Source organism: Agromyces tropicus (genome assembly GCF_039531345.1).
GTDB classification, from domain to species: Bacteria; Actinomycetota; Actinomycetes; order Actinomycetales; family Microbacteriaceae; genus Agromyces; species Agromyces tropicus.
In genome coordinates this window covers 553,755-580,201 of sequence record NZ_BAAAPW010000001.1, presented here as the reverse complement: position 1 = coordinate 580,201, position 26,447 = coordinate 553,755, and the positions used below count along the sequence as shown (strand labels likewise).

Annotated in this window: 19 protein-coding genes; 12 read left to right on the top strand and 7 right to left on the bottom strand. The window is 73.0% G+C overall.

What is annotated here, in order from left to right; genetic code table 11:
- Positions 1–282: 282 nt before the first annotated feature.
- From ABD230_RS02725 to ABD230_RS02715, 3 genes are read left to right on the top strand one after another with little or no spacing between them, the layout of a single operon-like run.
- Positions 283–936, top strand: a complete 654-nt coding sequence (locus ABD230_RS02725; protein ID WP_344369255.1) for an aggregation-promoting factor C-terminal-like domain-containing protein — start codon at positions 283–285, stop codon at positions 934–936.
- A 34-nt stretch (positions 937–970) separates the two neighbouring features.
- Complete coding sequence (locus ABD230_RS02720; RefSeq protein WP_344369254.1) at positions 971–1,279, top strand: hypothetical protein; 309 nt, start codon at positions 971–973, stop codon at positions 1,277–1,279.
- 11 nt (positions 1,280–1,290) lie between these two features.
- Positions 1,291–2,028 carry an alpha/beta hydrolase gene (locus tag ABD230_RS02715; protein ID WP_344370106.1) on the top strand — a complete coding sequence of 246 codons (738 nt, stop codon included), beginning with the start codon at positions 1,291–1,293 and terminating at the stop codon, positions 2,026–2,028.
- A 24-nt stretch (positions 2,029–2,052) separates the two neighbouring features.
- Here ABD230_RS02715 and ABD230_RS02710 read toward each other — a convergent pair whose 3' ends face one another.
- On the bottom strand, positions 2,053–3,117 hold the full coding sequence (locus ABD230_RS02710; RefSeq protein WP_344369253.1) for an AI-2E family transporter: 1,065 nt from the start codon (positions 3,115–3,117) through the stop codon (positions 2,053–2,055).
- Positions 3,118–3,140: 23 nt separating this feature from the next.
- Positions 3,141–4,748 carry a DivIVA domain-containing protein gene (locus tag ABD230_RS02705; RefSeq protein WP_344369252.1) on the bottom strand — a complete coding sequence of 536 codons (1,608 nt, stop codon included), beginning with the start codon at positions 4,746–4,748 and terminating at the stop codon, positions 3,141–3,143.
- Between the two features lie 196 nt (positions 4,749–4,944).
- On the opposite strand from ABD230_RS02705, the gene ABD230_RS02700 reads away from it, so the two are divergent.
- On the top strand, positions 4,945–6,834 hold the full coding sequence (locus ABD230_RS02700) for a DUF8094 domain-containing protein (RefSeq protein ID WP_344369251.1): 1,890 nt from the start codon (positions 4,945–4,947) through the stop codon (positions 6,832–6,834).
- Positions 6,831–7,796, top strand: coding sequence for a tetratricopeptide repeat protein (locus tag ABD230_RS02695; protein ID WP_344369249.1), 966 nt, complete (start codon positions 6,831–6,833; stop codon positions 7,794–7,796). Before ABD230_RS02700 ends, ABD230_RS02695 begins: the two co-directional genes overlap by 4 nt.
- A 51-nt stretch (positions 7,797–7,847) precedes the next feature.
- On the opposite strand, the gene glgB is transcribed toward ABD230_RS02695, so the two are convergent.
- Complete coding sequence (glgB, locus tag ABD230_RS02690; protein ID WP_344369248.1) at positions 7,848–10,052, bottom strand: 1,4-alpha-glucan branching protein GlgB; 2,205 nt, start codon at positions 10,050–10,052, stop codon at positions 7,848–7,850.
- Positions 10,049–12,007: a maltotransferase domain-containing protein gene (locus ABD230_RS02685; protein WP_425546189.1), complete on the bottom strand. Its 1,959-nt coding sequence runs from the start codon at positions 12,005–12,007 to the stop codon at positions 10,049–10,051. The genes glgB and ABD230_RS02685 overlap by 4 nt, the downstream gene beginning before the upstream one ends.
- Before the next feature lie 176 nt (positions 12,008–12,183).
- On the opposite strand from ABD230_RS02685, the gene glgP reads away from it, so the two are divergent.
- A complete protein-coding gene (glgP, locus tag ABD230_RS02680) occupies positions 12,184–14,748 on the top strand; it encodes an alpha-glucan family phosphorylase (protein WP_344369245.1) in 2,565 nt (854 codons plus the stop codon).
- Between the two features lie 46 nt (positions 14,749–14,794).
- Here glgP and ABD230_RS02675 read toward each other — a convergent pair whose 3' ends face one another.
- Genes ABD230_RS02675 through glgX form a run of 3 tightly spaced genes read right to left on the bottom strand, consistent with a single transcriptional unit; the run spans position 14,795 to position 17,714 of the window.
- Positions 14,795–14,983 carry a hypothetical protein gene (locus tag ABD230_RS02675; RefSeq protein ID WP_344369244.1) on the bottom strand — a complete coding sequence of 63 codons (189 nt, stop codon included), beginning with the start codon at positions 14,981–14,983 and terminating at the stop codon, positions 14,795–14,797.
- Entirely contained in the window at positions 14,983–15,480 is a 498-nt protein-coding gene (ybaK, locus tag ABD230_RS02670) for a Cys-tRNA(Pro) deacylase (RefSeq protein WP_344369243.1), read from the bottom strand. Before ybaK ends, ABD230_RS02675 begins: the two co-directional genes overlap by 1 nt.
- Entirely contained in the window at positions 15,480–17,714 is a 2,235-nt protein-coding gene (gene glgX / locus ABD230_RS02665; protein WP_344369242.1) for a glycogen debranching protein GlgX, read from the bottom strand. The genes ybaK and glgX overlap by 1 nt, the downstream gene beginning before the upstream one ends.
- Positions 17,715–17,764: 50 nt before the next feature.
- Here glgX and ABD230_RS02660 point away from each other — a divergent pair, with 50 nt between their 5' ends.
- The 6 genes from ABD230_RS02660 to ABD230_RS02635 all read left to right on the top strand — a co-directional run bounded on the left by ABD230_RS02660 (position 17,765) and on the right by ABD230_RS02635 (position 26,429).
- Positions 17,765–19,000, top strand: coding sequence for a cysteine desulfurase family protein (locus ABD230_RS02660; RefSeq protein WP_344369241.1), 1,236 nt, complete (start codon positions 17,765–17,767; stop codon positions 18,998–19,000).
- 191 nt (positions 19,001–19,191) lie between these two features.
- Positions 19,192–20,331, top strand: coding sequence for a tRNA 2-thiouridine(34) synthase MnmA (gene mnmA / locus ABD230_RS02655; RefSeq protein ID WP_344369240.1), 1,140 nt, complete (start codon positions 19,192–19,194; stop codon positions 20,329–20,331).
- Positions 20,332–20,420: 89 nt separating this feature from the next.
- Complete coding sequence (locus ABD230_RS02650) at positions 20,421–21,131, top strand: hypothetical protein (protein WP_344369238.1); 711 nt, start codon at positions 20,421–20,423, stop codon at positions 21,129–21,131.
- Between the two features lie 202 nt (positions 21,132–21,333).
- On the top strand, positions 21,334–22,167 hold the full coding sequence (locus tag ABD230_RS02645) for a hypothetical protein (RefSeq protein ID WP_344369237.1): 834 nt from the start codon (positions 21,334–21,336) through the stop codon (positions 22,165–22,167).
- A 76-nt stretch (positions 22,168–22,243) separates the two neighbouring features.
- Complete coding sequence (gene ligA, locus ABD230_RS02640) at positions 22,244–24,577, top strand: NAD-dependent DNA ligase LigA (protein WP_344369236.1); 2,334 nt, start codon at positions 22,244–22,246, stop codon at positions 24,575–24,577.
- A gap of 16 nt (positions 24,578–24,593) precedes the next feature.
- Complete coding sequence (locus ABD230_RS02635) at positions 24,594–26,429, top strand: alkaline phosphatase family protein (RefSeq protein ID WP_344369235.1); 1,836 nt, start codon at positions 24,594–24,596, stop codon at positions 26,427–26,429.
- Positions 26,430–26,447: the final 18 nt, after the last annotated feature.

Sequence of the window (26,447 nt, the reverse complement as noted above, 5' to 3'; positions counted from 1 at the left end):
TCCGACTTCGCCCGGCGGGAGTCCCTCCGATACACTCGTCCAATCGTGGGCAGGCATTCGGATGGATTCGACGACATGCCGATGGAGGCCGTCCGCGAACGGTGGGCCCGCGACGACGCCGAGGCCGAGTCACGGTCGCGTCGCGCTGCGGCGTCCGCGCGGCGCGCGCCCGACCCACGTGCCGACCCGAGGTCGCCCGTGCGCCCGCAGCGCCCCGGGACGACCGCGTCGGAACCGTCCCGCCGCGCGCAGGACGCCCCCGCAGTCGCGACCGCGCCGCCCGTGCGGCGCCAGCACGCCGTCGCCGCGGCACCGCCGCCGTCGCCGGCGTCGACCGGGCCGCGTCGCGCCGTCGCCGGGCCCGTGAAGCAGGCCGTGACGGTGGTCTTCGCGTTCGCGGCGGCCGTCAGCTTCCTGCTCGTCAACGTCGTCGACCCGTACTCGGGCGCCACGGCCACCTCGACGTACACGCCGGTCGACCGCTTCGGAGGCGAGGCGACGCAGGAGATCGCCCCGGACGACGGCTACGCCTCGGTCGCAGTGGCGTCCGAGGGCTACGTGGTCGAGGCCAAGCCCGAGGAGCCCGAGCCCGCCTCGGCGGCCGGCTGGGCCCCGCCCGCGATCGTGCCCGACCCGGGATCGGCGCAGGCCTACGGGGCGCAGGCGGTGGCCGCCCGCGGCTGGCCGTCGACCGAGTTCGACTGCCTCGTCGCGCTCTGGAACAAGGAGTCCGGCTGGCGCGTGAACGCGTACAACGCCTCGAGCGGCGCCTACGGCATCCCGCAGGCCCTGCCCGGTGAGAAGATGGCGACCGCCGGCGCGGACTGGGCGACCAACGCCGCCACGCAGATCGAATGGGGCCTGGGCTACATCCAGGGCCGCTACGGCACGCCCTGCGGCGCCTGGGCGCACTCGCAGAGCGTCGGCTGGTACTGAGCCGCGCGTCGACCGCGCACCGTAGACTGGACCGATGCCCCGCTCGAACCGCTCCCGTGGTCGTGCGGCGCGGTCGCGCGAGCCGCATCCCGAGCTCGACGTCGCGCGGCTGACCTCGGGCTGGAAGCGTACCGAGGTGCGCGGCGGCCGCGAGTGGTACGTGCAGCCGGTGACCGAGGCGCAGGCCGTCAAGGCCTACCTCTGCCCCGGGTGCGGGCTCGAGATCGAACCCGGTGTCGCCCACCTCGTGGCGTGGCGCGCGGACGGGGTCCTCGGCGACGCCGCGGACCTGGCCTCGCGGAGGCACTGGCACACGCACTGCTGGAGGATCGGACCGACGTGACCGACGACACCATGATCGAGATCCGCGCGGGCGTCGAGCTGCCCGCCCGTCGCGAGGAGGTCGAGCTGCGCACCGACGACGGGCTGCGGCTCGTCGGCGAACTCGCGCAGCCGGCCGACCGCGCCCCCGTCGCGACGCTCGTGACGCTGCATCCGCTGCCGACCGCCGGCGGGTTCATGGACTCGCACATCCTGCGCAAGGCGGCCGCCCGGCTGCCCGCGCTGGCCGACCTCGCAGTGCTGCGCTTCAACACGCGGGGCACGTCGTCACCGCGCGGCACCAGCGACGGCGAGTTCGGCCACGGCGTGAGCGAGCGCGCGGACGTCGCGGCGGCCATGCGCTTCGTCGCGGAGCGCGGGCTGCCGAACCCGTGGCTGGTCGGCTGGTCGTTCGGCACGGAGCTCGCCCTGAAGTACGGGCTCGAGCACGGCATCGCCGGTGCGATCCTGCTCTCGCCGCCGCTGCACCGCACGAGCGAGGAGGAGCTCGCCAGGTGGCGTTCGGCGACGGTGCCGATGGTCGCGCTCATCCCCGAGCACGACGACTACCTGAAGCCGGCCGAGGCGGCGCAGCGGTTCGAGGGCCTGCCGAACCTCACCCGCATCGACGTCGAGGGCGGCAAGCACCTCTGGGTGGGGGAGTCGCAGACGCGGCGCGTGCTGGACGAGATCGTGCGCGCGGTGAACCCGTCCGCGCTCCCGCTGCCGACGGAGTGGCCCGCGGCATCCCTCGCGCCGACGCAGGACTGAGGCGCCGAGGAGCCGGCGCGCCGGTCAGCGCTCGTTCTGGCGCGGGATGACGACCTGCTTGATGATCAGCAGGACGGCGGCCGCGATCGGGATCGCGACGAGCGCGCCGAGGATGCCGAGCAGCGCGCCGCCGGCCAGCGCCGCGACCACGACGAGGGCCCCGGGCACCTTCACCGCCCGGCTCATGATGCGCGGCGACAGCACGTACGCCTCGACCTGCATGTAGATCAGGTAGTAGACGGCCGCCACGAGCGCCGTGAGCGGCGATCCGATCCCCGGGATGAGGCAGAGCAGGATGATGATGACCGAGCCCGTCAGCGTGCCCACCAGCGGCACGAGCGAGAACAGGAAGGCGATGAACGCCAGCACCGCGGGGAACGGCGCGCGGATGATCGACAGGAACGTGAAGCTGAGGAAGCCGTTCACGGCCGCCAGCGAGACCTGGCCGATCACGTAGCGCCCGACGGACTGCGTGATCTGCTCGGTCAGGTCGGCGAAGCGTGCGCGACGCGACGCGGGGACGAGCTGGTAGGTCGCCCGCTTCATCGCGTCGAGCGACGCGGTGAAGTAGATCGTCAGCACGGCGACGACGATCACCGCGAAGACGCCGCCGCCGATCGCGAGCGCCACCGCCCACACGCCGCCGAGCAGCTCGCTCAGCTTGTCGGGGTTCGTGAAGAAGTCGGTGAGGGCGGCGCCGGCCTGCTCGCTGATCTCCTCGATCTTCAGCAGCGGGAACTGCTCCTGCAGCCACGCGATCCAGTCCACCCGGTTGATCTGGTCGACGATCCGGGGGAGCTGGGCGATGAGCTCCGCGACCTGGTCGACGATGATCGGGATCACCGCGATGAGCAGTGCGGCGACGACGGCCGCGACGCCGACGATCACGAGGACGATGGCGCTCCAACGCGGAAGCCCCCGGCGCTCGAGCCCGCTCACGGCGGGCTCGAGGCCGAGGGCCAGGAACAGCGCTGCTCCGATGTAGGTCAGGATCGTCGAGAGGCTCGACAGCGCCGAGAGGATGACGAGGCCCACGCCGACACCCAGGGTGCCGACGAGGGCGATGCGGAACGCGTTCTGGATCCTCACCGACCGCGCTCCCTCGTCTCGGGCTACTTGCCAGCCACCTGCTCCGCCTGGGTCAGCACGCCGCGCAGGCTCTCGAAGTAGCCGGCGACCGCGTCACGCTCGATCCTAATCTGGGCCAGGCGGTCCTCCGCGTCCGCCACGAGGGCGCGGGTGCGCTCCTCGGCGTCGGCGATGAGCTTGCGTGCCTGGGCGTGCGCCGCGGCGACCCGCTCGCGGGCCTCCTCGTCGGCCTTGTCGCGCACGTCGCCGATCTCGGACCGGGCCTCGGTCTCGAGGCGGTCGGCCTCGGCCCGAGCCTCGTTGGTGCGGGCGACGGCCTCGGTGAGCTCGGCGTTCGCGTCGTCGAGGAACTTCTTGGTCTGCTCCGCCGCCTCCTGCTGCGCGGCGAGGAGCTCCTGCTCGGCCTCGTCGCGCTTGGTGGCGAGCTCGGCGTCGAGGTCCATACGGGCGCGCTCGATCTCGCGGCGCATCCGGTCGACCTCGTGGGTGGTCTTCTTCTTCATCGACGTGAGCTGGTTGTCGAGGTCGATGCGGGCCTGCTCGGCCTCGGCCTCGAAGTCGGCGCGGGCCTGCTCCTGCTCGAGGGCGAGGTCGGCGCGCATCTGGTCGAGCTCGGCGGCGTGCTTCGCACGGATGCGCTCGAGCTCGTGCTCGAGCTTCTGCCGGGCGCCCTTCGCCTCGCGCTCGAGGTCGACGACGACCTGCTCGCGCTGTTGCTCGAGCTTCACGCGCTCGGCCTCGATCTCGTGCTCGAGGTCGGTGCGGGCCTGCTCGAGCTCGTTCTCCAGTGCGGTGCGGCGCTCGGCGATCTCGGCCTCGATGTCGGCGCGGCCCTCGGCGGTCTCGCGCTCGAGGTCGAGGCGGGCCTGCTCGGTCTGCTTGGCGAGGTCGATGCGGGCCTGCTCGGTCTCCTTCGCGAGCTCGGCGCGCTTCTGGTCGAGTTCGACGGCGACCTCGGCGCGGGTCTGCTCGGTCTCCTCCTGGAGGCCGGCAGCGGCGGCGCGGGCCTCGTTGGCCTCGGTGTTGGCGGCCACGAGCATCTCGGCGGCCTTGCGCTCGGCCTCGGCGACCACGGCGGTGGACTCGCGCTTGGCGGTGGCCCGGACCTCGGCCGCTTCCGTCGAGGCGGTGCCGCGGATCGTCGCCGCGTCGCGGTTGGCGTCGTCGCGCAGCTGCTCGCTGGCCTCGTGCGCGCGGGCGACCATGTCGTCGGCCTCGGCACGGGCGTTCTCGAGCAGGCGGTTGGCCTGGGCGCGGGCCTCGCTCAGCGTGCGCTCGGCGAGCTCGTGCGCGTCGGAGCGCATGAGGTGCGCCTCGTCCTCCGCGGCGCGGCGCAGCTTCTCGGCGTCGATGTCGGCCTGCGCGATGAGCCGGGTCGACTGCTCCTCGGCGACGCGCAGGGTGTTCTCGAGCTTCGTGCCGAGGCCGGAGAAGGTCGGGCTGCCGACCTCCTCGAGCTCCGCGGTGAGCTCCTCGATGCGCGCGAGGAGGCGCTTGTTCTCCTTCTGGAGGTCGCCCGTCGCATTGTTCGCGGTGATGATCTCGCGGCGCAGCTGGTTGAGGCTCCGATCGACCTCGTCCTTGTCGTATCCGCGGAATACCTGTGTGAACTCGGTCTCTTCGACGGCCAATTCTTCCTCCGGGGTCCGTGTCCCGCGTTGTGGGGGGTTGTGTGGGGGCGCGCGGGTCGCATCCGATCATACGGCCCGAGGCCCTCCGGCGGGGAGCCGGTGTCATCCAGACTCCGGTTAGGAGACTCCCAGACTGCGTCGGTAGTGTTGGGTGTCTTTGTCGGATGCCGCGAACCGCGGCCTGGAGGTGCCCCGAGTGCGATTCGTCCTCGCCATTCTGGCGTTCGCCGCTGCCGCCGTGATGGTCGGCTTCGGCATCGCCCAGCGAACCGTCTTCCTCGAGCCGGACAAGGTCTCGCTCGGAACGGTCGTCGAGAACCAGGCGAGCTACACCGTGATCACGCCCGACGCCCTCGCCGCGCACGAGGGCAAGCAGACCATCACGCTCTCCGGCGGCGGTCCCGTGTACCTCTCCTATGGGCGCACCGCGGACGTGCTCGCCTGGATCGGCGAGGACCCCTACGTGTCCGTCGGACACGACGCCGAGACCGACGAGCTGACCAGCGAGGTCGTCGTGGCGAACCCCGTCGACGACTCGACGCCCGGCACGCCGTCGACGGAGGAGCCCGAGGCGACCGAGGAGCCGTCGGAGGACGGCGAGGCCGAGCCCGACCCCGCCGCCTCGCCCGCCGGCAGCGACCTGTGGTTCGACGAGTTCACCGGCGACCGGACCCTCACGACCACGATCGACGTGCCCGAGGGCATCTCGGTGCTGGTCGCCTCGGACGGCACCGCGCCGGCACCGGGCCGCATCGTCGTGTCGTGGCCCCTCGACAACGCCACTCCGTGGGCCGGTCCGCTCATGGCGGGCGGCGGCCTGCTGTTCCTCATCGGCATCGTGCTCGTGATCTCGGGCGTCATGGCGCACCGCCGTTCCCGCGGCCCGCGCCGCAACCTGCCCAAGGGGCCGAAGGGCAAGCTCATGCGTGCCCCGCGCCCGCCGCGCGAGCAGCGTGCGGCGCTCTCCGGCTCGGGCCCGCGCCGATCGTCGGGCCGCGCCCGACGCGTCGCACTGCTGCCCGTGCTGCTCGTGCCCGCCATCGCGCTCTCGGCGTGCTCGGCCGACTACTGGCCCGACCTGACGTCGGCGCCCGAGACGACCGCTCCCGCGACGCCCGTCGAGACGGCGCCCGCCGGCGAGGACGAGGTGGAGGCCGACGAGCCCGCTGCGCCCGAGGTCGTCCCGGCGGTGAGCGTCCCGCAGATGGAGCGCATCATGCGCCGCGTCGCCGTGTTCACGACCGAGGTCGACGCCGACGCCGACTCGCAGCGGCTGGCCGAGCGCTTCACGGGCCCCGCGTTCGAGGCGCGGAAGGCGAACTACGCGATCCGCAAGTCGCTGCCCGACCACGCCGCGCTGCCGGCGATCCCGGCCGCCCCGCTCACGCTCACGCTCCCGCAGCAGGTCACCGGCTGGCCGCGCACCGTCCTCACGATCGCGAAGAACAACGACGACGAGACGGTCGCGCCGACCGCCCTCGTCCTGCGGCAGGAGTCGCCGCGCGAGAACTACAAGATCATGTACGCGACCGCGCTCGTGCCGAACGCCGACGTGCCCGAGGTGGCACCCGCCTCGATCGGCGCGCCGCCGATCAACCCGGAGTTCAAGGGCCTCATCATGCCCACCGGCCAGGTCGCGCCGGCCTACGCCGACGTGCTGCTGAAGGGCGACGAGTCGGAGTTCGCGGAGTTCTTCGACCCCGAGGGCGACACCATCCGTCAGAACCTCGGCGTCGAGGGCCAGAAGAAGACCTCGGAGGACCTGCCGGAGACGGCGGACGCCTCGTTCTCGAACGAGGTCGGCGACAGCCCGACCGTGGCCCTCGCGACGAACGACTCGGGCGCGCTGGTGACCGTCTCGATCAACCAGACCGAGAAGGTCACGCCCAACGACGGCGGTACCGTGGGATTCCAGGAGGGCCAGCCGGGCGCGGCGCTGTCGGGCTTCGACGAGAAGAGCGCGAAGGGCGTGCAGCGCGTCGTGGGCATCCAGCTCATGTTCTACGTGCCCGCGGTCGGATCCGACGAGAAGATCCGCCTGCTGGGCTGGTCCGAGTCCCTGATCGGAGCATCGGAGGTCAAGTGACGAACCCGTACCCGCCGAACGAGCCCGCGAACCTGCGCGGCGCGGTCGACCTGTCCTCGCTCGTCAACCGCGACGAGCGCCGGGCGACGGATGCCGGTCCCGCCGGCGCCGCACCGGGAGCATCCGGCGGCGGGTACGTCGCCGCAGTCGACGACCAGAGCTTCGGCCAGGTGCTCGAGCTGTCGCGCTCGGTGCCGGTCGTCCTCGCGCTGTGGGCCTCGTGGAGCGAGCAGTCGACGCAGCTCGTCGCCGCGCTCGAGCGGCTCGTGAATGCCCGCGAGGGGCGCCTGGTGCTCGCGCCGGCGGACGCCGACCGGAGTCCCCAGCTGGTGCAGGCCCTGCAGGCGCAGGCGATCCCGACCGTGGTCGCGCTCGTCGCGGGCCAGCCCGTGCCGCTGTTCCAGGGCGTCCAGCCCGACGACGTGATCGACCAGGTCCTCGACCAGCTGCTCGAGGTCGCCGAGCGCAACGGCGTGACCGGTCGCGTGCCCGCCGCCGAGGGCGAGGAGGGCGAGGGCGAGGAAGCCGCCGAGGAGGCGGAGGAGCCGCTGCCGCCCCTGCACCAGGAGGCCTTCGACGCGATCTCGCGCGGCGACTACGACGCGGCGGCCTCGGCGTACCGCACGGCCATCGCGCAGGATCCGCGCGACGAGCTCGCGGTGGCCGGGCTCGCGCAGGCGAACCTGCTCGGCCGGCTGCAGGGCAAGACGCTCGATGACATCCGCAACCGCGCCGCGGCGGCACCGGACGACCTCGACGCGCAGCTCGACGTCGCCGACCTGGACCTCTCGGGCGGCCACGTCGACGACGCGTTCGATCGCCTGCTGCAGCTGTTCCCGACGCTCGACGCCGAGGGGAAGAACCGCGTTCGCGAGCGCCTGCTCGAGCAGTTCCAGGTCGTCGGCGTCGAGGACCCGCGTGTGAGCGCGGCGCGCCGTCGCCTCGCGATGCTGCTGTACTGACGGGCGGGCCCGCCGCGCGTGGCCGGCGGGCTGCGCCGTATCCCTCGGGGACTACTCCGGTTGGAACCAGAGCGCGCCGAGCGGCGGCAGCGTGAACACCGCCGACGCGGGCTTGCCGCCCCACGGCTCCTCGGTGGCGTCGACCCCGCCCAGGTTGCCGACGCCCGAGCCGCCGTACTCCGAGGCATCCGTGTTGAGCACCTCGCGCCAGCGGCCGGCGAACGGCAGGCCGAGCCGCACGTTCTCGTGCGGCTGGCCCGCGAAGTTCACGATGCACAGCAGAGGGCGGCGCTCGCGGTCGTAGCGGAGGAAGGCGAGCGCGTTGAGGTCGGACGCGCCGCCCTCCACCCAGTCGAAGCCCGCGGAGTCGTCGTCGAGCTGCCACAGCGCCGGCGTGCTCGCGTACGCGCGGTTCAGCCGGCCCACCAGCTCGGCGAGCTGGCGGTGGCTCGGCTGGTCGAGGATCCACCAGTCCAGGCCGCGCTCCTCGCTCCATTCGGAGAGCTGCCCGAACTCCTGGCCCATGAAGAGCAGCTGCTTGCCGGGGTGGGCCCACATGTAGGCCAGGTACGCGCGCGTGTTCGCGAGCTGCTGCCAGTGGTCGCCGGGCATCTTGCGCACCAGCGAGCCCTTGCCGTGCACGACCTCGTCGTGGCTGATCGGCAGGATGAAGTGCTCGCTGAAGGCGTACAGGAACGAGAACGTCAGTTCCCCGTGGTGGTACGAGCGGTACATCGGGTCGCGGTGCAGGTACTGGAGCGTGTCGTGCATCCACCCCATGTTCCACTTGTAGCCGAACCCGAGCCCGCCCGAACTCGTCGGCGCGGTCACGCCCGGCCAGCTCGTCGACTCCTCGGCGATCATGACGATGCCCGGATTGCGCTTGTACGCCGTCGCGGTGGCCTCCTGCAGGAAGCCGATCGCCTCGAGGTGCTCGCGCCCGCCGTACCAGTTGGGCAGCCACTCGCCCTCCTCGCGCGAGTAGTCGAGGTAGAGCATGGAGGCCACGGCGTCGACGCGCAGGCCGTCGACGTGCATCTCCTCCAGCCAGAACAGCGCGTTCGCGACGAGGAAGTTCCGCACGCGCGGGTTGCCGTAGTCGAAGACGAGCGTGCCCCAGTCCTTCTGCTCGCCGCGGCGGGGGTCGGGGTGCTCGTACAACGGCTCGCCGTCGAACCGGGCGAGCGCCCACTCGTCCTTGGGGAAGTGCCCGGGCACCCAGTCCATGATCACGCCGATGCCCGCCTGGTGCAGTCGGTCGATCAGGTACTTCAGGTCGTCCGGCGAGCCGAAGCGGCTCGTGATCGCGTAGTAGCCGGTGACCTGGTACCCCCAGGACCCGCCGAACGGGTGCTCGGCGAGCGGCAGGAACTCGATGTGCGTGTAGCCGAGCCACTGGACGTACTCGATGAGCTCGTCGGCGATGTCGCGGTAGCCCTTGCCCGGCCGCCACGATCCGAGGTGCAGCTCGTAGATGCTCATGGGCAGCTCGTGCGGGTTGCGGTGCCCGCGCTGCGACATCCACTCGCCGTCGGCCCAGTCGTGGTGGCTCGCCTCGACGACCGACGCGGTCGCCGGCGCGACCTCGGCGCGCCGGGCCATCGGGTCGGCCTTCATCAGCCACTCGCCGGAGGGTGCGAGCAGCTCGAACTTGTACGACGAACCCGGCTCGACTTCGGGCACGAACAGCTCCCAGATGCCGCTGGAGCCCATGTTGCGCATGGCGTGGCCAACGCCGTCCCAGCGGTTGAAGTCGCCGACGACGCGCACGGCGCGCGCCCGAGGCGCCCACACCGTGAACGAGACGCCGCGCAGCGGGCCCGTGACCGACGGGAACTCGCGGTGATGCGCGCCGAGCACGCGCCAGAGCTCCTCGTGCCGGCCCTCCTCGATGAGGTGCAGGTCGAGCTCGCCGATCGTCGGCGCGTACCGGTACGGGTCGTCGGCGGTCCACTCCGTGCCGTCGTCGTAGCGTGCGCGCACGCGGTAGCCCGTCGGTCCGAACGCGCCGGCGCCGGCCCAGACGCCGTGGCCGACGTGTCCCAGCGGGAGTTCGGTGCCGTCGTCGAGCATCGCGACCACGGATGCCGCGAGCGGGCGCCGCACCCGGATGACGGTGTGCGCGCCGCCCTCGCCGGGCGCCTCGAAACCGTGCTGCCCGAGCACCTGGTGCGGATCGTGGTATCGGCCCTCCGCGACCGCGCGCAGCAGTTCGTCGGGCACGGACGGGGCCTGGACGGGGGTCGTGTCGGTCATTCGGCGCCTCGAATCACTCGGAGGATGTGCACCGGCTGCGTGAAGGCATCCAGTCGGACGTAGTTGTGCTCGCCCCATTCCCAGCGCTCGCCGGTCACGAGGTCCTCGACGCCGAACGTGCCCTCGCCGGGCAGGTCGATCGCGCCGAGGTCGAGGTGCACGGTCGTCTCCCGCACGGAGTGCGGGTCGACGTTGGCGACGACGATGATCGTGTCGTGCTCGTCGGGACCGTGGCCCTCGATGAACCGGCCCTCGAGGTGCTTCGAGTAGACGAGCACCGAGTCGTCCTCGCTGTAGTGGAAGCGGATGTTGCGCAGCTGCTGGAGTGCCGGGTGGTCGTTGCGGATGCGGTTGAGGATCCCGAGGTAGAGCGAGAGCGACGCGCCCTCCGCCTCCGCGGCGGCGAAGTCGCGAGGCCTGTACTCGTACTTCTCGTTGTCGATGGCCTCCTCGGCGCCCGGGCGGGCGACCGACTCGAACAGCTCGAACCCGGAGTACACGCCCCACGTCGGGGCCGCGGTGGCGGCGATCGTCGCCCGCACCGTGAACGCCGCCGGTCCGCCGAACTGCAGGTACTCGGTGAGGATGTCCGGGGTGTTCACGAAGAGGTTCGGCCGCATGAAGTCGGCCGTCTCCTGCGAGACGCTGGTCAGGAACTCCTCGAGCTCCTCCTTGGTGTTGCGCCAGGTGAAGTACGAGTACGACTGCTGGAACCCGACCATCGCGAGGGCCTGCATCATCGCCGGGCGCGTGAACGCCTCGGCGAGGAAGACGACGTCGGGGTCGGTCGCGTTGATGTCGCCGATGAGCCGCTCCCAGAACATCAGCGGCTTGGTGTGCGGGTTGTCGACGCGGAAGATCCGGACGCCCTGCTTCATCCAGTACCGGACGATCCGGGTGACCTCGTCGACGAGTCCCTCGAAGTCCTCGTCGAAGTTCACGGGATAGATGTCCTGGTACTTCTTCGGCGGGTTCTCGGCGTAGGCGATGGTCCCGTCGGGCAGCACCGTGAACCACTCCGGGTGCTCCGCGACCCACGGGTGGTCGGGCGAGGCCTGCAGGGCGAGGTCGAGGGCGATCTCGATGCCCAGCGCGGCGGCGCGGCGCACGAACGCGCGGAAGTCCGCGACGGACCCGAGGTCGGGGTGGACCGCGTCGTGCCCGCCGGATGCGGCGCCGATCGCCCAGGGCGAGCCGGGGTCGAACGGGCCGGGCTCGAGCGTGTTGTTCGGGCCCTTCCGGTAGGCGAACCCGATCGGGTGGATGGGCGGCAGGTAGACGACGTCGAAGCCCATCGCCGCGACCCCGTCGAGCCGGCGTTGCGCGGTGCGGAACGTGCCCGACTTCCACGAGCCGTCCTTCTTCAACCTGCGGGCGCCCTCCGACCGAGGGAAGAACTCGTACCAGGAGCCCACGCCCGCGCGTCGACGCTCCACGAGGAGCTCCTGCTCCTCGGAGTCCGTCGTCAGGCGCGCCAGCGGGCGGACGTGGAACTCCTCGAGCACCGGGTCCTCGAGGAGGGCGCGTCGGTCGGCGGCTGCGGCGTCCGCGTCGCGGAGCGCGGTCGCGTACGCACGCAGGCGCTTGCGCACCGCGGCCGGGCGTCCCGCCTCCTTCGCGGCGCGATCGGCGAGCCGGGCCCCGATCTCGTACATGAGCTCGACGTCGACGCCCGCGTCGATCTTCAGCTCGGCGTCGTGCACCCAGGTGGCGATCTCGTCTCCGAACCCGGTGACGCGCCAGCGCCACGTGCCGACCTCGTCCAGTCGGACCTGCGCCTCCCAGCGGTCCGTGCCGGCGGCGAGCGGCCGCATCCGGTGCCGCTGGCGCACGCCCGACGGGCTCGTGAGCACCAGCATCGCTCCCACCAGGTCGTGCCCCTCGCGGAACACCGTGGCGCGGAACGGGACCACCTCCCCGCTGAACGCCTTCGGATTCCAACGGGGATCGGGCAGAGCTGGCGTGAGCCGGGTCACTGGGATCCGGCCGGCACGAACGGGTCGGCTGGTCACGTTCCGACCGTAGCGCGGATGGCTGCCGAACGGCACCGGTTGCGAGCGGGTCGCGGCGCGACGTCGGTCCCGACCGGCGTTCATCTTCCGGACACACGGTGCTGCGTAGGGTTGACCCCGTGAAGCCCATCCGCAAGTTCACCGTCCGCGCCGTCGTCCCCCCGCAGCTGGGCGCGCTCGAGGAGCTCGCCGCGAACCTGCGCTGGTCGTGGCACGAGCCGACCCGCCGGCTGTTCGAGCACATCGACCCCGTCGGCTGGAACCGATCCGGCCGCGACCCGGTGTCGTTCCTCGGCGACGTCGACCCGCGGCGGCTGGACGAGCTCGCCGCCGACGACGGCTTCGTCGCATGGGCCGAGCGGGAGCGGGAGTCGCTGCGCGCCTACGTCGCCGAGCCGCGGTGGTACGAGGCCCAGGGCATCGAGGCCCCGCGGACGATCGCGTACTTCTCGCCCGAGTTCGGCATCACCGAGGCGCTGCCGCAGTACTCAGGCGGCCTCGGGATCCTCGCGGGCGACCACCTCAAGGCGGCCTCCGACCTCGGCGTCCCGCTCGTCGCGGTCGGCCTGTTCTACAAGGCCGGCTACTTCTCGCAGTCGATCGCACCCGACGGCTGGCAGCAGGAGCGCTACCCGGCGCTCGACCCCGACGGCCTGCCGCTGTCGGTGCTGCGGCGCGCCGACGGCACGCCCGTCCAGGTGACCCTCGCCGTGCCGGGCGGGCGCAGCATGCACGCGCGGGTCTGGCAGGCCGCGGTCGGCCGCGTGCCGCTGCTGCTGCTCGACACCGACATCCCGGCCAACGACGACGACCTGCGCCATGTCACCGACCGGCTCTACGGCGGCGGGGGAGAGCACCGCCTGCAGCAGGAGCTCCTGCTGGGCATCGGCGGCGTCCGCGCGCTGCGCGCGTGGAGCGAGCTGACGGGGCGGCACTTCCCGGACGTGTTCCACATGAACGAGGGCCACGCCGGGTTCCTCGGGCTCGAGCGCATCTCGGCCTGCATCGGCGACGGCCTCTCGTTCGCCGAGGCGCTGCAGCTCGTGCGCGCCGGCACGGTGTTCACCACCCACACCCCCGTGCCCGCCGGCATCGACCGCTTCGACCGCGGGCTCGTCGCGACCTACCTCGAGTCCGGGCTGCTGCCCGGCATCGACCCCGCCGACGCGCTGCCGCTCGGGCTCGAGCCCGGCGTGCCCCCGGAGGACAGCGCGTTCAACATGGCCATGATGGGCCTGCGCCTCGCGCAGCACGCCAACGGCGTCTCGAAGCTGCACGGCGAGGTGAGCCGACGCATGTTCAACGACCTCTGGCCGGGGTTCGACGCCGACGACGTGCCGATCACCTCGGTCACCAACGGCGTGCACGCCCCGACCTGGACGGATCCGGCACTGCTCGCGCTCGCCGAGGAACGGCTCGGCACCGGCGACACCGAGCACGCCGACTGGCTGAGCGCGGCGGTGAGCGACGCCGAGCTCTGGGGCGTGAAGCGGGGCATGCGGCTCCAGCTCGTCGAGGACGCGCGTCGCCGGCTGTCCGCGGCGTGGTCGGCCCAGCACGGCGGCGCCGTGGCCCCCGACTGGCTGCGCCGCGTGCTCGATCCCGACGTGCTGACGATCGGGTTCGCTCGGCGCGTGCCGACGTACAAGCGGCTCACGCTGATGCTGCAGGACCCGGACCGGTTCGCCGCGATCCTCACGAATCCGGACCGGCCGGTCCAGTTCGTCGTGGCGGGCAAGGCGCACCCGGCCGACGACGAGGGCAAGCGGCTCATCCAGCGGCTGGTGCAGTTCGCGCAGCGGCCGGACCTGCGCGAGCGGATCGTGTTCCTGCCCGACTACGACATCGGCATGGCCCAGCGGCTGTACCCGGGCTGCGACGTGTGGATGAACAACCCGCTGCGCCCTCTCGAGGCGTGCGGCACGTCCGGCATGAAGGCGGCCATGAACGGCGCGCTGAACCTGTCGATCCTCGACGGGTGGTGGGCGGAGTACGCCGCCGACGACCACGGCTGGGTGATCCCGACGGCGGATGCCGCGGACGACCAGGCCGCGCGCGACCGGCTCGAGGCCGCGGCGCTGTACGACCTCATCGAGCACCGCATCACGCGACTCTTCTACGACCGCGATCGCGACGGGGTGCCGACCGAGTGGATGTCGCGCGTGCGGCGCACGCTCGCGCACCTCTCGCCGGAGCTCGGCGCCGACCGCATGGTCCGCCAGTACGTCGAGGAGATGTACCGGCCCGCGGCCGAGCAGGCGGCCCGCGTCGGCGCCGACGGCGCCGAGCCCGCCCGGGAGCTCGCGGCGTGGACCGCTCGCGTGCGCGACGCCTGGCCCGGGGTGCAGGTCGTGCACGTCGAGTCCGGCGGCCTCGAGTCGACGCCCCACGTCGGCGACGAGCTCCACCTCCGTGCGCACGTCGCGCTGGGCGCGCTGCACGAGGACGACGTCGCCGTCGAGGTCGTCTCCGGCCACACGCACGGCGACGACCGGATCCAGGACGCCCGCATCGCGCGGCTCGACCCGGACGGCGCCTCGACCACGGATGCCGCGACCTGCGTGTACACGGGCACGATCCGGCTCGATCGGGCGGGCGCGTTCGGCTACACCGTGCGCGTCGTGCCGCGGCATCCGCTGCTGGTGTCGCCGGCCGAGCTCGGGCTGGTGGCCGTCGCCGACTGACGCCGCGCCCACATCGCCGACCGGCCGTCGGCCGACGGCCGCGGCGTCAGGCCTCCTCGGACCGGTCGCGCGATCCTCGGAGCGCCCGGACGAGCCTCGGGAAGACGCCGGTGGGGCGGAACTGCGGATCGTCGCCGCGCAGCACCTCGGCACGCCAGGCACGGACGAGGAGCGGGACGCACAGCGCGACGCCGACGGCCGCACTCCACTCGAGGAACGCGACGATGAACGCCATCAGCGGGCTCGGGCGATCGGGGCGTAGCGACCGGAGGTGACGGCGAGCAGGTCGTCCGGCGCGAGCTCGAGGTCGAGGCCGCGGCGCCCGCCCGACACGAGGATCGTCTCGAACAGGATCGCGGTCTCGTCGAGCACGGTCGGGAGGGCGACCTTCTGCCCGACCGGACTGATCCCGCCGACCACGTACCCCGTCTTCCGCTCCGCGACCGCCGGGTCGGCCATCTCGGCGCGCTTGCCGCCGAGCGCGGCGGCGAGCGCCTTGAGGTCGAGCTGGTCGGCGACCGGCACGATGCCGACGGCGAGGGCGCCGTCGACGGTCGCCAGCAGCGTCTTGAAGACGCGTTCGGGCTCGATGCCGAGCTTCTCGGCGGCTTCGAGCCCGAAGGCCGCGGCGCGCGGGTCGTGCGCGTAGGGATGGGCGGTGAAGCGGATGCCGGCCCTGGCGAGCGCGAGCGTCGCCGGCGTTCCGGCCGAGGCGTCCGCCCGCCTGGCCATCAGGCGTCGCCCGAACGCGCGTCGGGTCGGGGGGCGGCGACCACGTCCGGGTCGACCACGCTCGCATCGACCTCGGGGGCTCCGGGTGCGCGCCGGCCGTCCTCGGCCACGTCCGCCGCGTCGGCGCCCGCACCGACCGATCCGGCCGCGGCGTCGACGAGCACCGGCGCCGGATCGCCGTGCGCGCGGTAGAGCCGCATGGACTGCGGCGACATGGCCATCGTGCTGCCGGGCGCGAGCCGGGCGCCGAGCCCGTCGGCCGGGCCCTCCGCGGCCGAGTCCCAGAGCAGCTCGTAGTCCTCGACGCCCGGGTGCTCCGGCAGCAGGACCTCGGCGACCGTCTCGGACGCGTGGACGACGAGCAGGATCCGGTTGAAGGCCTCGAATTCGGGGGTCGACGCCGCGAGGAACTGCAGGGTGCGCTGGGCGGGGTCGTGCCAGTGCTCGATCGTCATCGTCTCGCCGTCGGCGTTGTACCAGTCCATCTGCGAGGCGCTCGGCACGTGCTCGCCGAAGCGCCCGTAGTGCACGGGCCGCAGCGCCGGGTTCTCGCGCCGCAGGCGCAGCAGGTGCCTCGTCGTCGCCTCGAGCGCCGCGTCGCGCTCGTCGCCGGTCCACGCCAGCCAGGTCAGCTCGGAGTCGTGGCAGTACGCGTTGTTGTTGCCGCGCTGGCTGCGGCCGTACTCGTCGCCCGCCGTCAGCATGGGCACGCCGGCCGAGAGCAGCAGCGTGCCGAGCAGGTTGCGGATGCTGCGGCGCCGCGCCGCCACCACCTCCCGGTCGTCGGTGGGGCCCTCCACGCCGTGGTTGTACGAGTTGTTGTGGTCGGCGCCGTCGCGGTTGTGCTCGCCGTTGCCGAGGTTGTGCTTGACGTCGTAGGCGGTGAGGTCGGCGAGCGTGAACCCGTCGTGCGCGGTGATGAAGTTGAGGCTCGCGAGCGGGCCGCGCTCGGCGGCGAACGTGTTCGACGAGCCCGCCAGTCGCGTCGCGAACCGGCCGATGCCGCTGCCGTGCTCGCCGTGGCGTTCGCGGCGCAGGTCGCCGAGCCAGAAGTCGCGCATGCGGTCGCGGTAGCGGTCGTTCCACTCGCTGAAGCCGGGGGCGAAGTTCCCGGTCTGCCAGCCGAACGGGCCGACGTCCCACGGCTCGGCGATGAGCTTGCCCGCGCCGATCACGGGGTCCTCGAGCATGCCGCGCGGCAGCGGGTGGTCGGGGGAGTAGGCGCCGTGCTCGTCGCGTCCGAGCGTCGCGGCGAGGTCGAGGCGGAAGCCGTCGACCTGCAGCTCGCCGGCCCAGTACCGCATCGAGTCGAGCACGAGCCGCACCGCGGCATCCTGCCCGAAGTCCAGCGTGTTGCCGCAGCCGGTCGTGTCGACGTAGCGGCCGTGCACGTCGTGCCGGTAGTACGCGGCGTCGTCGATGCCGCGGAAGCTCGTGGTCGGGCCCTGCCGGCCCTCCTCGGCCGTGTGGTTGTAGACGACGTCGAGCACCACCTCGAGCCCGGCCTCGTGGAGGCGCTTGACCATGCCCGCGAACTCGCGCCGCACGGCGGACGGACCCGCGGCCTGCGCCGCCGGGCTCGCGTAGGGCGTGTGCGGCGCGAAGAAGCCGAGCGTGTTGTAGCCCCAGTAGTTGACCTGGCCCTGCCGGACGAGCCGCTCCTCGGGCACGAAGGCCTGCACCGGCAGGAGCTCGACCGTCGTGACGCCGAGCGAGGTCAGGTACTCCAGCGACGCGTCGTGGGCGAGACCCGCGTACGTGCCGCGCAGCGCTTCCGGGATCCGCTCGTTCAGCCGGCTGAAGCCCTTGAGGTGCGCCTCGTAGACGACCGTGTGGTCGAGCGGCACGCGCGGGGCGCCGACCCCGCCCCAGTCGAAGCCCTCCGACTCGAGCGAGTCGAGCACGACCCCGCGCCACGAGCCGTCGTCGGCCGCATGGAGTCCGCGCGCCCAGGGGTCCAGCAGGGTGTGCACGGGGTTGAACGCGTGCTCGAGGCCCGCCGGTCCGTCGACCCGGATCCCGTACCGCGCGCCGGCGACGAGGGCTCGGGAGGACGCCTGCCAGACGCCGTGCGCGTCGCGCTCCAGCGCCACGCGTTCGACCGCCCAGTCGAGGTCCTCGGCGTCGAACACGACGAGCTCCACCGAGGTGGCGTGCGCCGACCAGACGCGGATCGTGCCGCCGTCCGGTCCGGTGCGCACGCCGAGGTCGTGGAGCGGATCGGCCGAGGACATGCGAACTACAGTAGTTCGTGGGGAACCGGTTCCCGGTCAGGAGGTGCTCGATGCCCGGCCGCGACCCCGTCTACCTCGACCACGCGGCCACGACGCCCATGCGGCCCGAGGCGATCGACGCGATGACGGCCGCGCTCCGCGTGGTCGGCAACCCGGCGTCGATCCACGGTTCCGGTCAGGCGGCCAAGCGGATGCTCGAGGAGTCGCGCGAGCAGGTCGCCGCCACGCTGGGCGCCGACCCGATCGAGGTGGTCTTCACCGGCGGTGGCACCGAGGCGGTGAACCTCGCCGTGAAGGGCCTCTTCTGGCGACGGCACGCCGAGTCGGGCGCCCACCGCATCCTGATGCCCGGCGGCGAGCACCATGCCACGCTCGACACGGTCGAGTGGCTCGTGGCGACCGCCGGCGCCGAGCTCGTCGAGATTCCGCTCGACGCGGTGGGGCGCGTCCGCGTCGACGTCCTCGCCGCCGAGCTGGAGCGGGACGCGGCGTCCGTCGCGCTCGTGACCATGCTGCAGGCGAACAACGAGGTCGGCACGATCGAGCCCGTCGCCGAGGTCGCCGAGCTGTGCGCGCGGGCGGGCGTGCCCCTGCACGTGGACGCGATCGCCGCGTACGGGCACCTGCCGATCGACCTGCACGCCGTCCGCCGCGAGACGGCCGCCCCGCCCGGCGGCGGACTCGTCGCGATCAGCGTGTCGGCGCACAAGGTCGGCGGGCCCGTGGGCATCGGCGCGCTCGTGCTCGACCGCTCCACCCGGCTCGAGCCGCTGCTGCACGGCGGCGGCCAGCAGCGTCGCATCCGCTCGGGCACGCAGGACGTGGCGGCTGCGGCCGGCTTCGCGGCGGCGGCGCGTGCGACGGCGGCGGGGCGCGCCGCGGAGGACGCCCGCACGGCCGCGCTGCGGGACCGAATCGTGGCGGGTGTGGCGCTGGCCGTGCCCGACGCCGTGCTGTCGGGCGAGCCGGATGCCGCGGGGCGCCTGCCGGGCAATGCGCACTTCACGTTCCCGGGCTGCGAGGGCGACTCGCTGCTGTTCCTGCTCGACGCGGCGGGCGTCGCGGTGTCGACCGGCTCGGCGTGCCAGGCGGGCGTGCCGGAGCCGTCGCACGTGCTGCTCGCGATGGGCCGCTCGGAGGCGGAGGCGCGCGGCGCGCTGCGCATCACCCTCGGGCACACGAGCACCGACGCCGATGTGGACGCGTTCCTCGCGGCGCTGCCGTCCGCTTACGAGCGCGCCGCGCTGGCCGGCATGGCCGGGCGCGCGACGAGCTTCGACCGCTGACGCCGCTCCGCGGCATCCGCCCGCCCCGCACCGTTCCCGGTGCCATGCCCTTCTCAGGAGGAAACCGGCGTGTCGGCGTCGCATGCGGCGTGTTTTCCTGAGCAACGCCGCATTCGGCGCGCCGCCTCCTGAGAAGAGCGGGCTGTCGGGGGTCGGGCGGCGTCCAGGGGCGGGTTCGTAGACTGGTGGGCATGCGGATCCTGGCAGCGATGAGCGGCGGCGTCGACAGTGCCGTCGCGGCGGCGCGCGCGGTGGAGGCCGGCCACGACGTGGTCGGCGTGCACCTCGCACTCAGCCGCATGCCCGGCACCCTCCGCACCGGCAGCCGCGGCTGCTGCACGATCGAGGACTCGATGGACGCCCAGCGCGCCGCGAACGTGCTCGGCATCCCGTACTACGTGTGGGACTTCTCGGAGCGGTTCAAGGCCGACGTCGTCGACGACTTCATCGCCGAGTACTCGGCCGGCCGCACCCCGAACCCGTGCATGCGCTGCAATGAGCGCATCAAGTTCGCCGCGCTGCTCGAGAAGGCCCTCGCGCTCGGCTTCGACGCCGTCTGCACGGGCCACTACGCGAAGGTCGTGACGGATGCCGCGGGCCGCCGCGAGCTCCACCGCGCGAGCGCGGAGGCGAAGGACCAGAGCTACGTGCTCGGCGTGCTCACGGCCGAGCAGCTCGCGCACGCCCACTTCCCGCTCGGCGACACGCCGTCGAAGCAGCTCGTGCGCGAGGAGGCCGCGCGGCGCGGCCTGTCGGTCGCGCAGAAGCCCGACTCCTACGACATCTGCTTCATCTCCGACGGCGACACCAAGGGCTGGCTGGCCGAGAAGGTCGGCACCGCGCCCGGCGACATCGTCGACCGCTCGGGCGCCGTCGTCGGCGAGCACGAGGGCGCGCACGCGTACACCGTCGGCCAGCGCCGGGGCCTCCGCCTCGGCACCCCGGCACCCGACGGGAAGCCCCGGTTCGTGCTCGAGGTGCGGCCGAAGGAGCGCACGGTCGTCGTCGGACCGAAGGAGGCGCTCGCGGTCGCCGAGATCGCGGGTGCGCGCTTCTCGTGGGCGGGCGCCGACCCGGTCGCCTCGGACATCGTCGGGGCCGAGGGGGAGCCGTTCGCGTGCGAGGTGCAGATCCGGGCGCACGCCGACCCCGTGCCCGCGGTCGCGCGGGTGGCGACGGATGCCTCGGGGCCCGCCGAGCTCGTGATCACGCCGGAGTCGCCCCTGGCCGGCGTGGCTCCGGGCCAGACCGCGGTCGTCTACGTCGGCACGCGCGTGCTCGGGCAGTGCACGATCGACCGCACGGTCAGCGCCGTCCCCGTCGAGGCCTGATCCTCTTCTGTACCCCATTCGGGGGTCGGATCGCGTAAGGTCGCAGAGGCGGCGTCGCGTCCCCGGGCGACGCCGCGTGAGGAGTTCCCGTGACCTACTCGACGTATCCCGCCGACCCGGATGGCCAGACCGCAGACCCCTTCCGGAACCTCGACCCGGCACCTCAGACTCGATCGACGCTCGTCATCGATCCCGGCCCCGACGCCCGCGACGAGCGCGTCGATCCGCCGCCCCTCACCCTCGAGGACATCGCCGAGCGCCAGCACGAGGCGTTCGGCGGCCCGAAGGTCGGCGCGGCCTTCTTCGGCGTGCTGCTCGCCGCGGCGACGGGGACGCTGCTCATCGCGGCCCTCGTCGTCGCGGACGCCGCACTGGGCCTGGGGGTGATCCCGGATCCGTGGGCCTCGGGCGGCATCGGCCCGCTCGACGCGGTCGCGGTCGGCTGGGTCGTCGTCGGCCTCCTGCTCGCGTTCGTGCTCGTCGCCGCGTACTGCGGCGGCTACGTGGCGGGCCGGATGGCGCGCTTCAGCGGCATCGCGCAGGGGCTGGCCGTGTGGGTGTGGGCGATCGTGCTCCTGGTCGCCGCAGGCGTCGCCGCGGTGCTGCTGGACGGCCGGTACGGCCTGGCGGCGGCCGCCGGGGCCCTTCCGACACTCCCCGTGCCCGACGGCTCCCTCGTGCTCGCGGGCATCGTCGCCGCGGTCGCCGTCGCCGTCGTGGCATTGGGCGGCGCGGTGCTGGGCGGCGTCGTCGGCGTCCGCTACCACCGTCGCGTCGACCGCGTCGGGACGGAGGGGTAGGGGCGGACGGCCCGAGCAGTCCGGATGGTGCGCCGACGCGATCACGTCGGCGTCTGAATGCGCGCTGGACGTTCGCTGACCGCTGCGAGTGCGCTCGCGCGCCGCTTGTCAAGGCCTCCGGACCGAGGCGCCCCGGTGTGTATGGTCGGGGTCGCGCCGCGGCGGAGGTCGCCGGCGGCGCGACGATGAGAGGGGACACACCATGAGCACCTCCACCGATCGCCCGGGTCACGATCCCAACCGTCGCCCGACGACCGCCTCGACGGACGACCCCGTCGCCGCACGCGACGAGCGCACGGCGACCCGCGACGACGTCGTACGCGACCGCGACGGCGACGGCATCCCCGACGACCGGGAGCGCGCCGTCGACGCAGATCGCGACGGCGTCGACCGCCGGGAACGCCCGGTCGACCCCGACGACGACGGCGAGCCCGACGACCGCGAGCGCGCGGTCGACCGCCCCGCGACCGACCCCGCCGTGCGTGCGGCGGTGATCGACCGCGAGCGCGACCGCTTCGGCGGGTGGAAGTTCGGCGCGGCGTTCCTCGGCTGGCTCACCGCCGTCGGCCTCGGCGCGCTGCTGACCGCACTGCTCGCGGCCACCGGCGCGGCACTCGGGCTCGGTGCGGTCGGCGACGCGGTCGACGAGGCCGTCGCCCGCGACCCGCAGACGATCGGCATCCTCGGCGCGATCCTCCTGCTCGTCGCGCTCTTCGTCGCCTACTACGCCGGCGGCTACGTCGCCGGCCGCATGGCGCGCTTCAACGGCGTCAAGCAGGGCGTCGCGGTGTGGCTGTGGGCCATCGTGATGGCCATCGTCGGTGCGGCGATCGGCGCGCTCGCGGGCGGACGCTACGACCTGCTCGCGAACCTCAACGCATTCCCGCGGATCCCGGTCACCGAGGGCGAGCTCACGCTCGCGGGGATCATCACGGTGATCCTCCTCGTGCTCGTCACGCTCGGCGGCGCGATCCTGGGCGGCAAGGCGGGCACCCGCTACCACCGCAAGGTCGACGCGGTCGGCTTCGGCGCCTGACGCCGCGGTCGACGGACGCGGGCGTGCGCGGGTCGCGCACGCCCGCGACGTCGGCGGTCGTCCCTAGGATGACTGCGTGAGCGACATCCCCACCGAGTTCGACGACGCCCGAATCGAGTACGACGCGCTCCGCGAGCGCATCGAGCGCTTCCGCACGACGTACTACTCGGAGGGCGTGAGCCTCGTCAGCGACGCCGAGTACGACACCGACTTCCGGAGGCTCGAGGCGCTCGAACAGGCCTTCCCGGAACTCGCAGGCCAGGACAGCCCGACCCAGCAGGTGGGCGCCGCGCTGGTGTCGGCCGGCTTCCCGCCGCACGAGCACGCCGAGCGCATGCTGAGCCTCGACAACGTGTTCAGCCTCGAGGAGTTCGCGGAGTGGGCGGCGAAGGCGCAGGCGGCCGCCGGCCGACCCGTGCGGTGGCTGTCGGAGCTCAAGATCGACGGCCTCGCGATCAGCCTCGCGTACCGCGACGGCGTGCTCGAGACCGCGACCACCCGTGGCGACGGCCGCGTCGGCGAGGACATCACCGAGAACGTCGAGTTCATCCCGGCGATCCCGCGCCGGCTCGGCGGCGAGGGCTTCCCATCGTTCTTCGAGGTGCGCGGCGAGGTGTTCCTCCGATCGGAGGACTTCGAGGCCCTCAACGAGCGGCAGCACGAGCTGCAGGCCGAGTTCGCCGCCGAGCAGCGCGCCAAGGGCCGGTCCGAGGAGTCGATCCCGACCCGGTTCCCGGAGTTCGCGAACGCGCGCAACACGGCCGCCGGCAGCCTGCGCCAACGGCGCGAGCACAAGACGGCGCTGCAGCTCGAGCTCATGAAGGACCGGCTCGGCCGGCTCGCGCTCTACCTGCACGGCATCGGCGCGTGGGAGCACCCGCCGGTATCCAGCCAGTCCGAGATCTACGGCCTCCTCGCCGGGTGGGGGCTGCCGGTCTCGCCGCACTCGCGGGTCTTCGACACCATCGACGAGGTCACCGCGTTCATCGCCGATCGCGGCGAGCACCGACACGACGTCGAGCACGAGATCGACGGCATCGTGGTCAAGGTCGACGAGCTCGCGCTGCACGACGAGCTCGGGGCGACGAGCCGGGCGCCGCGGTGGGCGATCGCGTACAAGTACCCGCCCGAGGAGGTGCACACCACGCTCCTCGACATCCGCGTCGGCGTCGGCCGCACGGGTCGCGTCACGCCGTACGCCGTCATGGCGCCCGTGAAGGTGCAGGGCAGCACGGTCGAGCAGGCGACGCTGCACAACCAGGAGGTCGTCAAGGCCAAGGGCGTGCTCATCGGCGACACGGTCGTGCTGCGCAAGGCCGGCGACGTCATCCCCGAGGTGCTCGGCGCCGTCGAGGAACTGCGCGACGGCAGCGAGCGCGAGTGGCACATGCCCGAGACCTGCCCGGAGTGCGGCACCGAGCTGCGGCCGGCGAAGGAGGGCGATATCGACCTGCGCTGCCCGAACGCGCGCAGCTGCCCGGCGCAGGTGCGCGGACGCGTCGAGCACATCGGGTCGCGCGGCGCGCTCGACATCGAGGCGCTCGGCGAGGTGACGGCCGCCGCGCTCACCCAGCCCGTCGTCCCCGAGACCCCGCCGCTCGTCACCGAGGCCGGTCTCTTCGACCTCACGCTCGAGCAGCTCGTCCCGATCGAGGTCGTCGTCCGCGACGCCGAGACGGGCGAGCCGCGCACCGACCCGGTCACGGGCGAGGAGGTCCGGCGCGCGCCGTTCCAGAAGGTGCGGCTGACCTACCCGCCCGGCGCCGAGGGCATGACCGCGGCCGAGCGCCGCGCCGCGGGCATCCGCAAGGACCACCGCGAGCTGCTGCCCTCCGAGGCCGCGACGAAGCTGCTCTCCGAGCTCGACAAGGCGCGGACCAAGCCCCTCTGGCGCCTGCTCGTGTCGCTCAACATCCGCCACGTCGGACCGGTCGCGGCCCGCGCCCTGGCCGACCACTTCGGCTCGCTCGACGCCGTCCGCGCGGCGAGCCGGGAGGAGCTCGCCGAGGTCGAGGGCGTCGGCGGCATCATCGCCGACTCGCTGCTCGACTGGTTCGACGTCGACTGGCACCTCGAGATCATCGATCGCTGGAGTGCCGCCGGCGTGGAGTTCGCGACCCCCGGCCATCCGGGTCCGGGCCGGGCCGAGGAGGCCGGCGGCGTGCTCGCAGGCCTCACCGTCGTGGCCACCGGCTCGCTCGATGGCTTCACGCGCGAGGGCGCGCAGGAGGCTATCATCGCCGCAGGGGGCAAGGCGGCGTCGAGCGTCTCGAAGAAGACGGACTTCGTCGCGGCGGGTCCCGGTGCAGGATCCAAGCTCGCGAAGGCGGAGGATCTCGGCGTCCGGGTCATCGACGCGGCGCAGTTCGCGATCCTCGTGACCCGGGGTCCGGCCGCGCTCGACGGGTGACGACCACGGGGGCGCGATGGCATCGGCGGAACAGGGGGCGGCGCCCGAGGGCGCCCGTGCCGGTCGGAGCCGCCCACCGCGACGGGCCGACGATGCGACGAACGAGGACGCGAGTGTCGACGGCGATTCGCACGGCACGACCCGACGCGACTTCCTGCGGTACGGCGGCGTCGCCGGCGCCGCCGCCGTCGTGGGCGGCGGTGCGGCCGCGGCCATCGGCGCGTCGGTCGGACACACGGCGGGCGTCGAGGAGGGCGCCGCCGGCGTGCAGCCGCTCCCGCCGCCACCGCCCGCCCGGTCCACGCCGGGCTTCGACCACCTCGTCGTGGTCATGGGCGAGAACCGCTCCTTCGACAATCTCCTCGGCTGGCTCTACGACGCCGACGACCTGCCCGACGGCGCGACCTTCGAGGGCCTCGCCTTCGGCGAGCACGCGAACACCGCTCCCGACGGCAGCCGCGTCGCCGCGCACGTCTACACCGGAGCGACCGACGCGATCATGCGGCGACCCGACCCGGACCCGGGCGAGGAGTACCCGCACGTCAACACGCAGCTGTTCGGCACCATCCGCCCGGCTGCGAACGCGACGGCCGAGCTCGACGACATGCAGGCGCCGTACAACGCGCCCGACGCCGGTGCCCGGCCCGACATGGACGGCTTCGTGCTCGACTACGCCAATCACACCGAGCACCGCCGTCGCGCGGCCGAGCAGCGCGACATCGAGCAGATCATGGGCTCGTTCTCACCCGAGATGCTGCCCGTGCTGTCGACGCTGGCGAAGGGATTCGCGGTCTACGACGCCTGGCACTGCGCGGTGCCCTCGCAGACCTTCTGCAACCGCTCGTTCTTCCACGCCTCGACCTCGCACGGGTTCGTGACGAACCGCGGCGACGGCGGCTACCGGAAGTGGCTCGACGCCGACGCGAGCCCGACGATCTTCAACCGCCTCGAGGACGCCGGCCTCGACTGGCGCATCTACTTCGACGACCTGCAGCTCGTGTCGATGACCGGGATCATCCACGCGCCCGCCCTCGAGAAGCACTGGCGCACCGACCACTTCGCGCCGATGTCGCAGTTCTGGAGCGACGTGGCCGACGGCAAGCTGCCCCCGTACAGCTTCGTCGAGCCGCGGATGATCTACGACCACAACGACTTCCACCCGCCGGTCGGGGTGCTGCGGGAGTCCGACGTCGACGGCGACGAGGTGACCGACGGGGCGATCTCCGACGTGCGAGCGGGGGAGGCGCTCGTCCACTCCATCTACTCCGCCGTACGGTCGAGTGCGTCGAAGACCGGGTCGAACGCGATGAACACCATGCTGCTCGTCACGTTCGACGAGCACGGCGGCACTTACGACCACGTGCCGCCCCCCGCGACGGTGCCGCCGTCCTCCGACGACGGCGAGGGCGAGATGGGCTTCACGTTCGACCGGCTCGGCTGCCGGGTGCCCGCGATCGCGATCTCGGCGTACACGCCGGCCGGGACGATCATCCACGACGCCATGCACCACGGCTCCGTGGTCGCCACGCTCTGCGCGCTGCACGGGCTCGATCCGCTCACGGACCGGGACGACGGCGCACCGGAGCTCGGCAACGCCGTGACGCTCGACGCGCCGCGGCATCCGCTCACCTGGCCCGAGACCACGCCCCAGTACACGCCGCCGAACCCCGAGGCCGAGCCGCTCCATCCCGGGGACGCTCGCCGCAGCGCCCCGTTGAGCCCGCCGGCGAAGGGCCTGCTCGGGCTCCTCATCGCGAAGTACGGGGACGGCGAGGCCGAGCCGCAGACGTACGGCGAGGCGTACGAGCTGCTGCAGAAGTACGGCGTCGGACTCTTCGGCGCGCCTCGATAGAATCGCTGCATCCCCATT

Excerpts from the sequence above, each read along its gene's own strand:
- ABD230_RS02675 (WP_344369244.1), bottom strand. The coding sequence starts at position 14,983 with ATGGCGTTCATCGTCGCGTTCCTCGAGTGGAGTGCGGCCGTCGGCGTC.
- ABD230_RS02635 (WP_344369235.1), top strand. The coding sequence starts at position 24,594 with ATGGCATCGGCGGAACAGGGGGCGGCGCCCGAGGGCGCCCGTGCCGGT.
- glgB (WP_344369248.1), bottom strand. The coding sequence starts at position 10,052 with ATGACCGACACGACCCCCGTCCAGGCCCCGTCCGTGCCCGACGAACTG.
- ABD230_RS02715 (WP_344370106.1), top strand. The coding sequence starts at position 1,291 with ATGATCGAGATCCGCGCGGGCGTCGAGCTGCCCGCCCGTCGCGAGGAG.
- ABD230_RS02720 (WP_344369254.1), top strand. The coding sequence starts at position 971 with ATGCCCCGCTCGAACCGCTCCCGTGGTCGTGCGGCGCGGTCGCGCGAG.
- glgX (WP_344369242.1), bottom strand. The coding sequence starts at position 17,714 with ATGTCCTCGGCCGATCCGCTCCACGACCTCGGCGTGCGCACCGGACCG.
- ybaK (WP_344369243.1), bottom strand. The coding sequence starts at position 15,480 with ATGGCCAGGCGGGCGGACGCCTCGGCCGGAACGCCGGCGACGCTCGCG.
- ABD230_RS02660 (WP_344369241.1), top strand. The coding sequence starts at position 17,765 with ATGCCCGGCCGCGACCCCGTCTACCTCGACCACGCGGCCACGACGCCC.
- mnmA (WP_344369240.1), top strand. The coding sequence starts at position 19,192 with ATGCGGATCCTGGCAGCGATGAGCGGCGGCGTCGACAGTGCCGTCGCG.
- ABD230_RS02645 (WP_344369237.1), top strand. The coding sequence starts at position 21,334 with ATGAGCACCTCCACCGATCGCCCGGGTCACGATCCCAACCGTCGCCCG.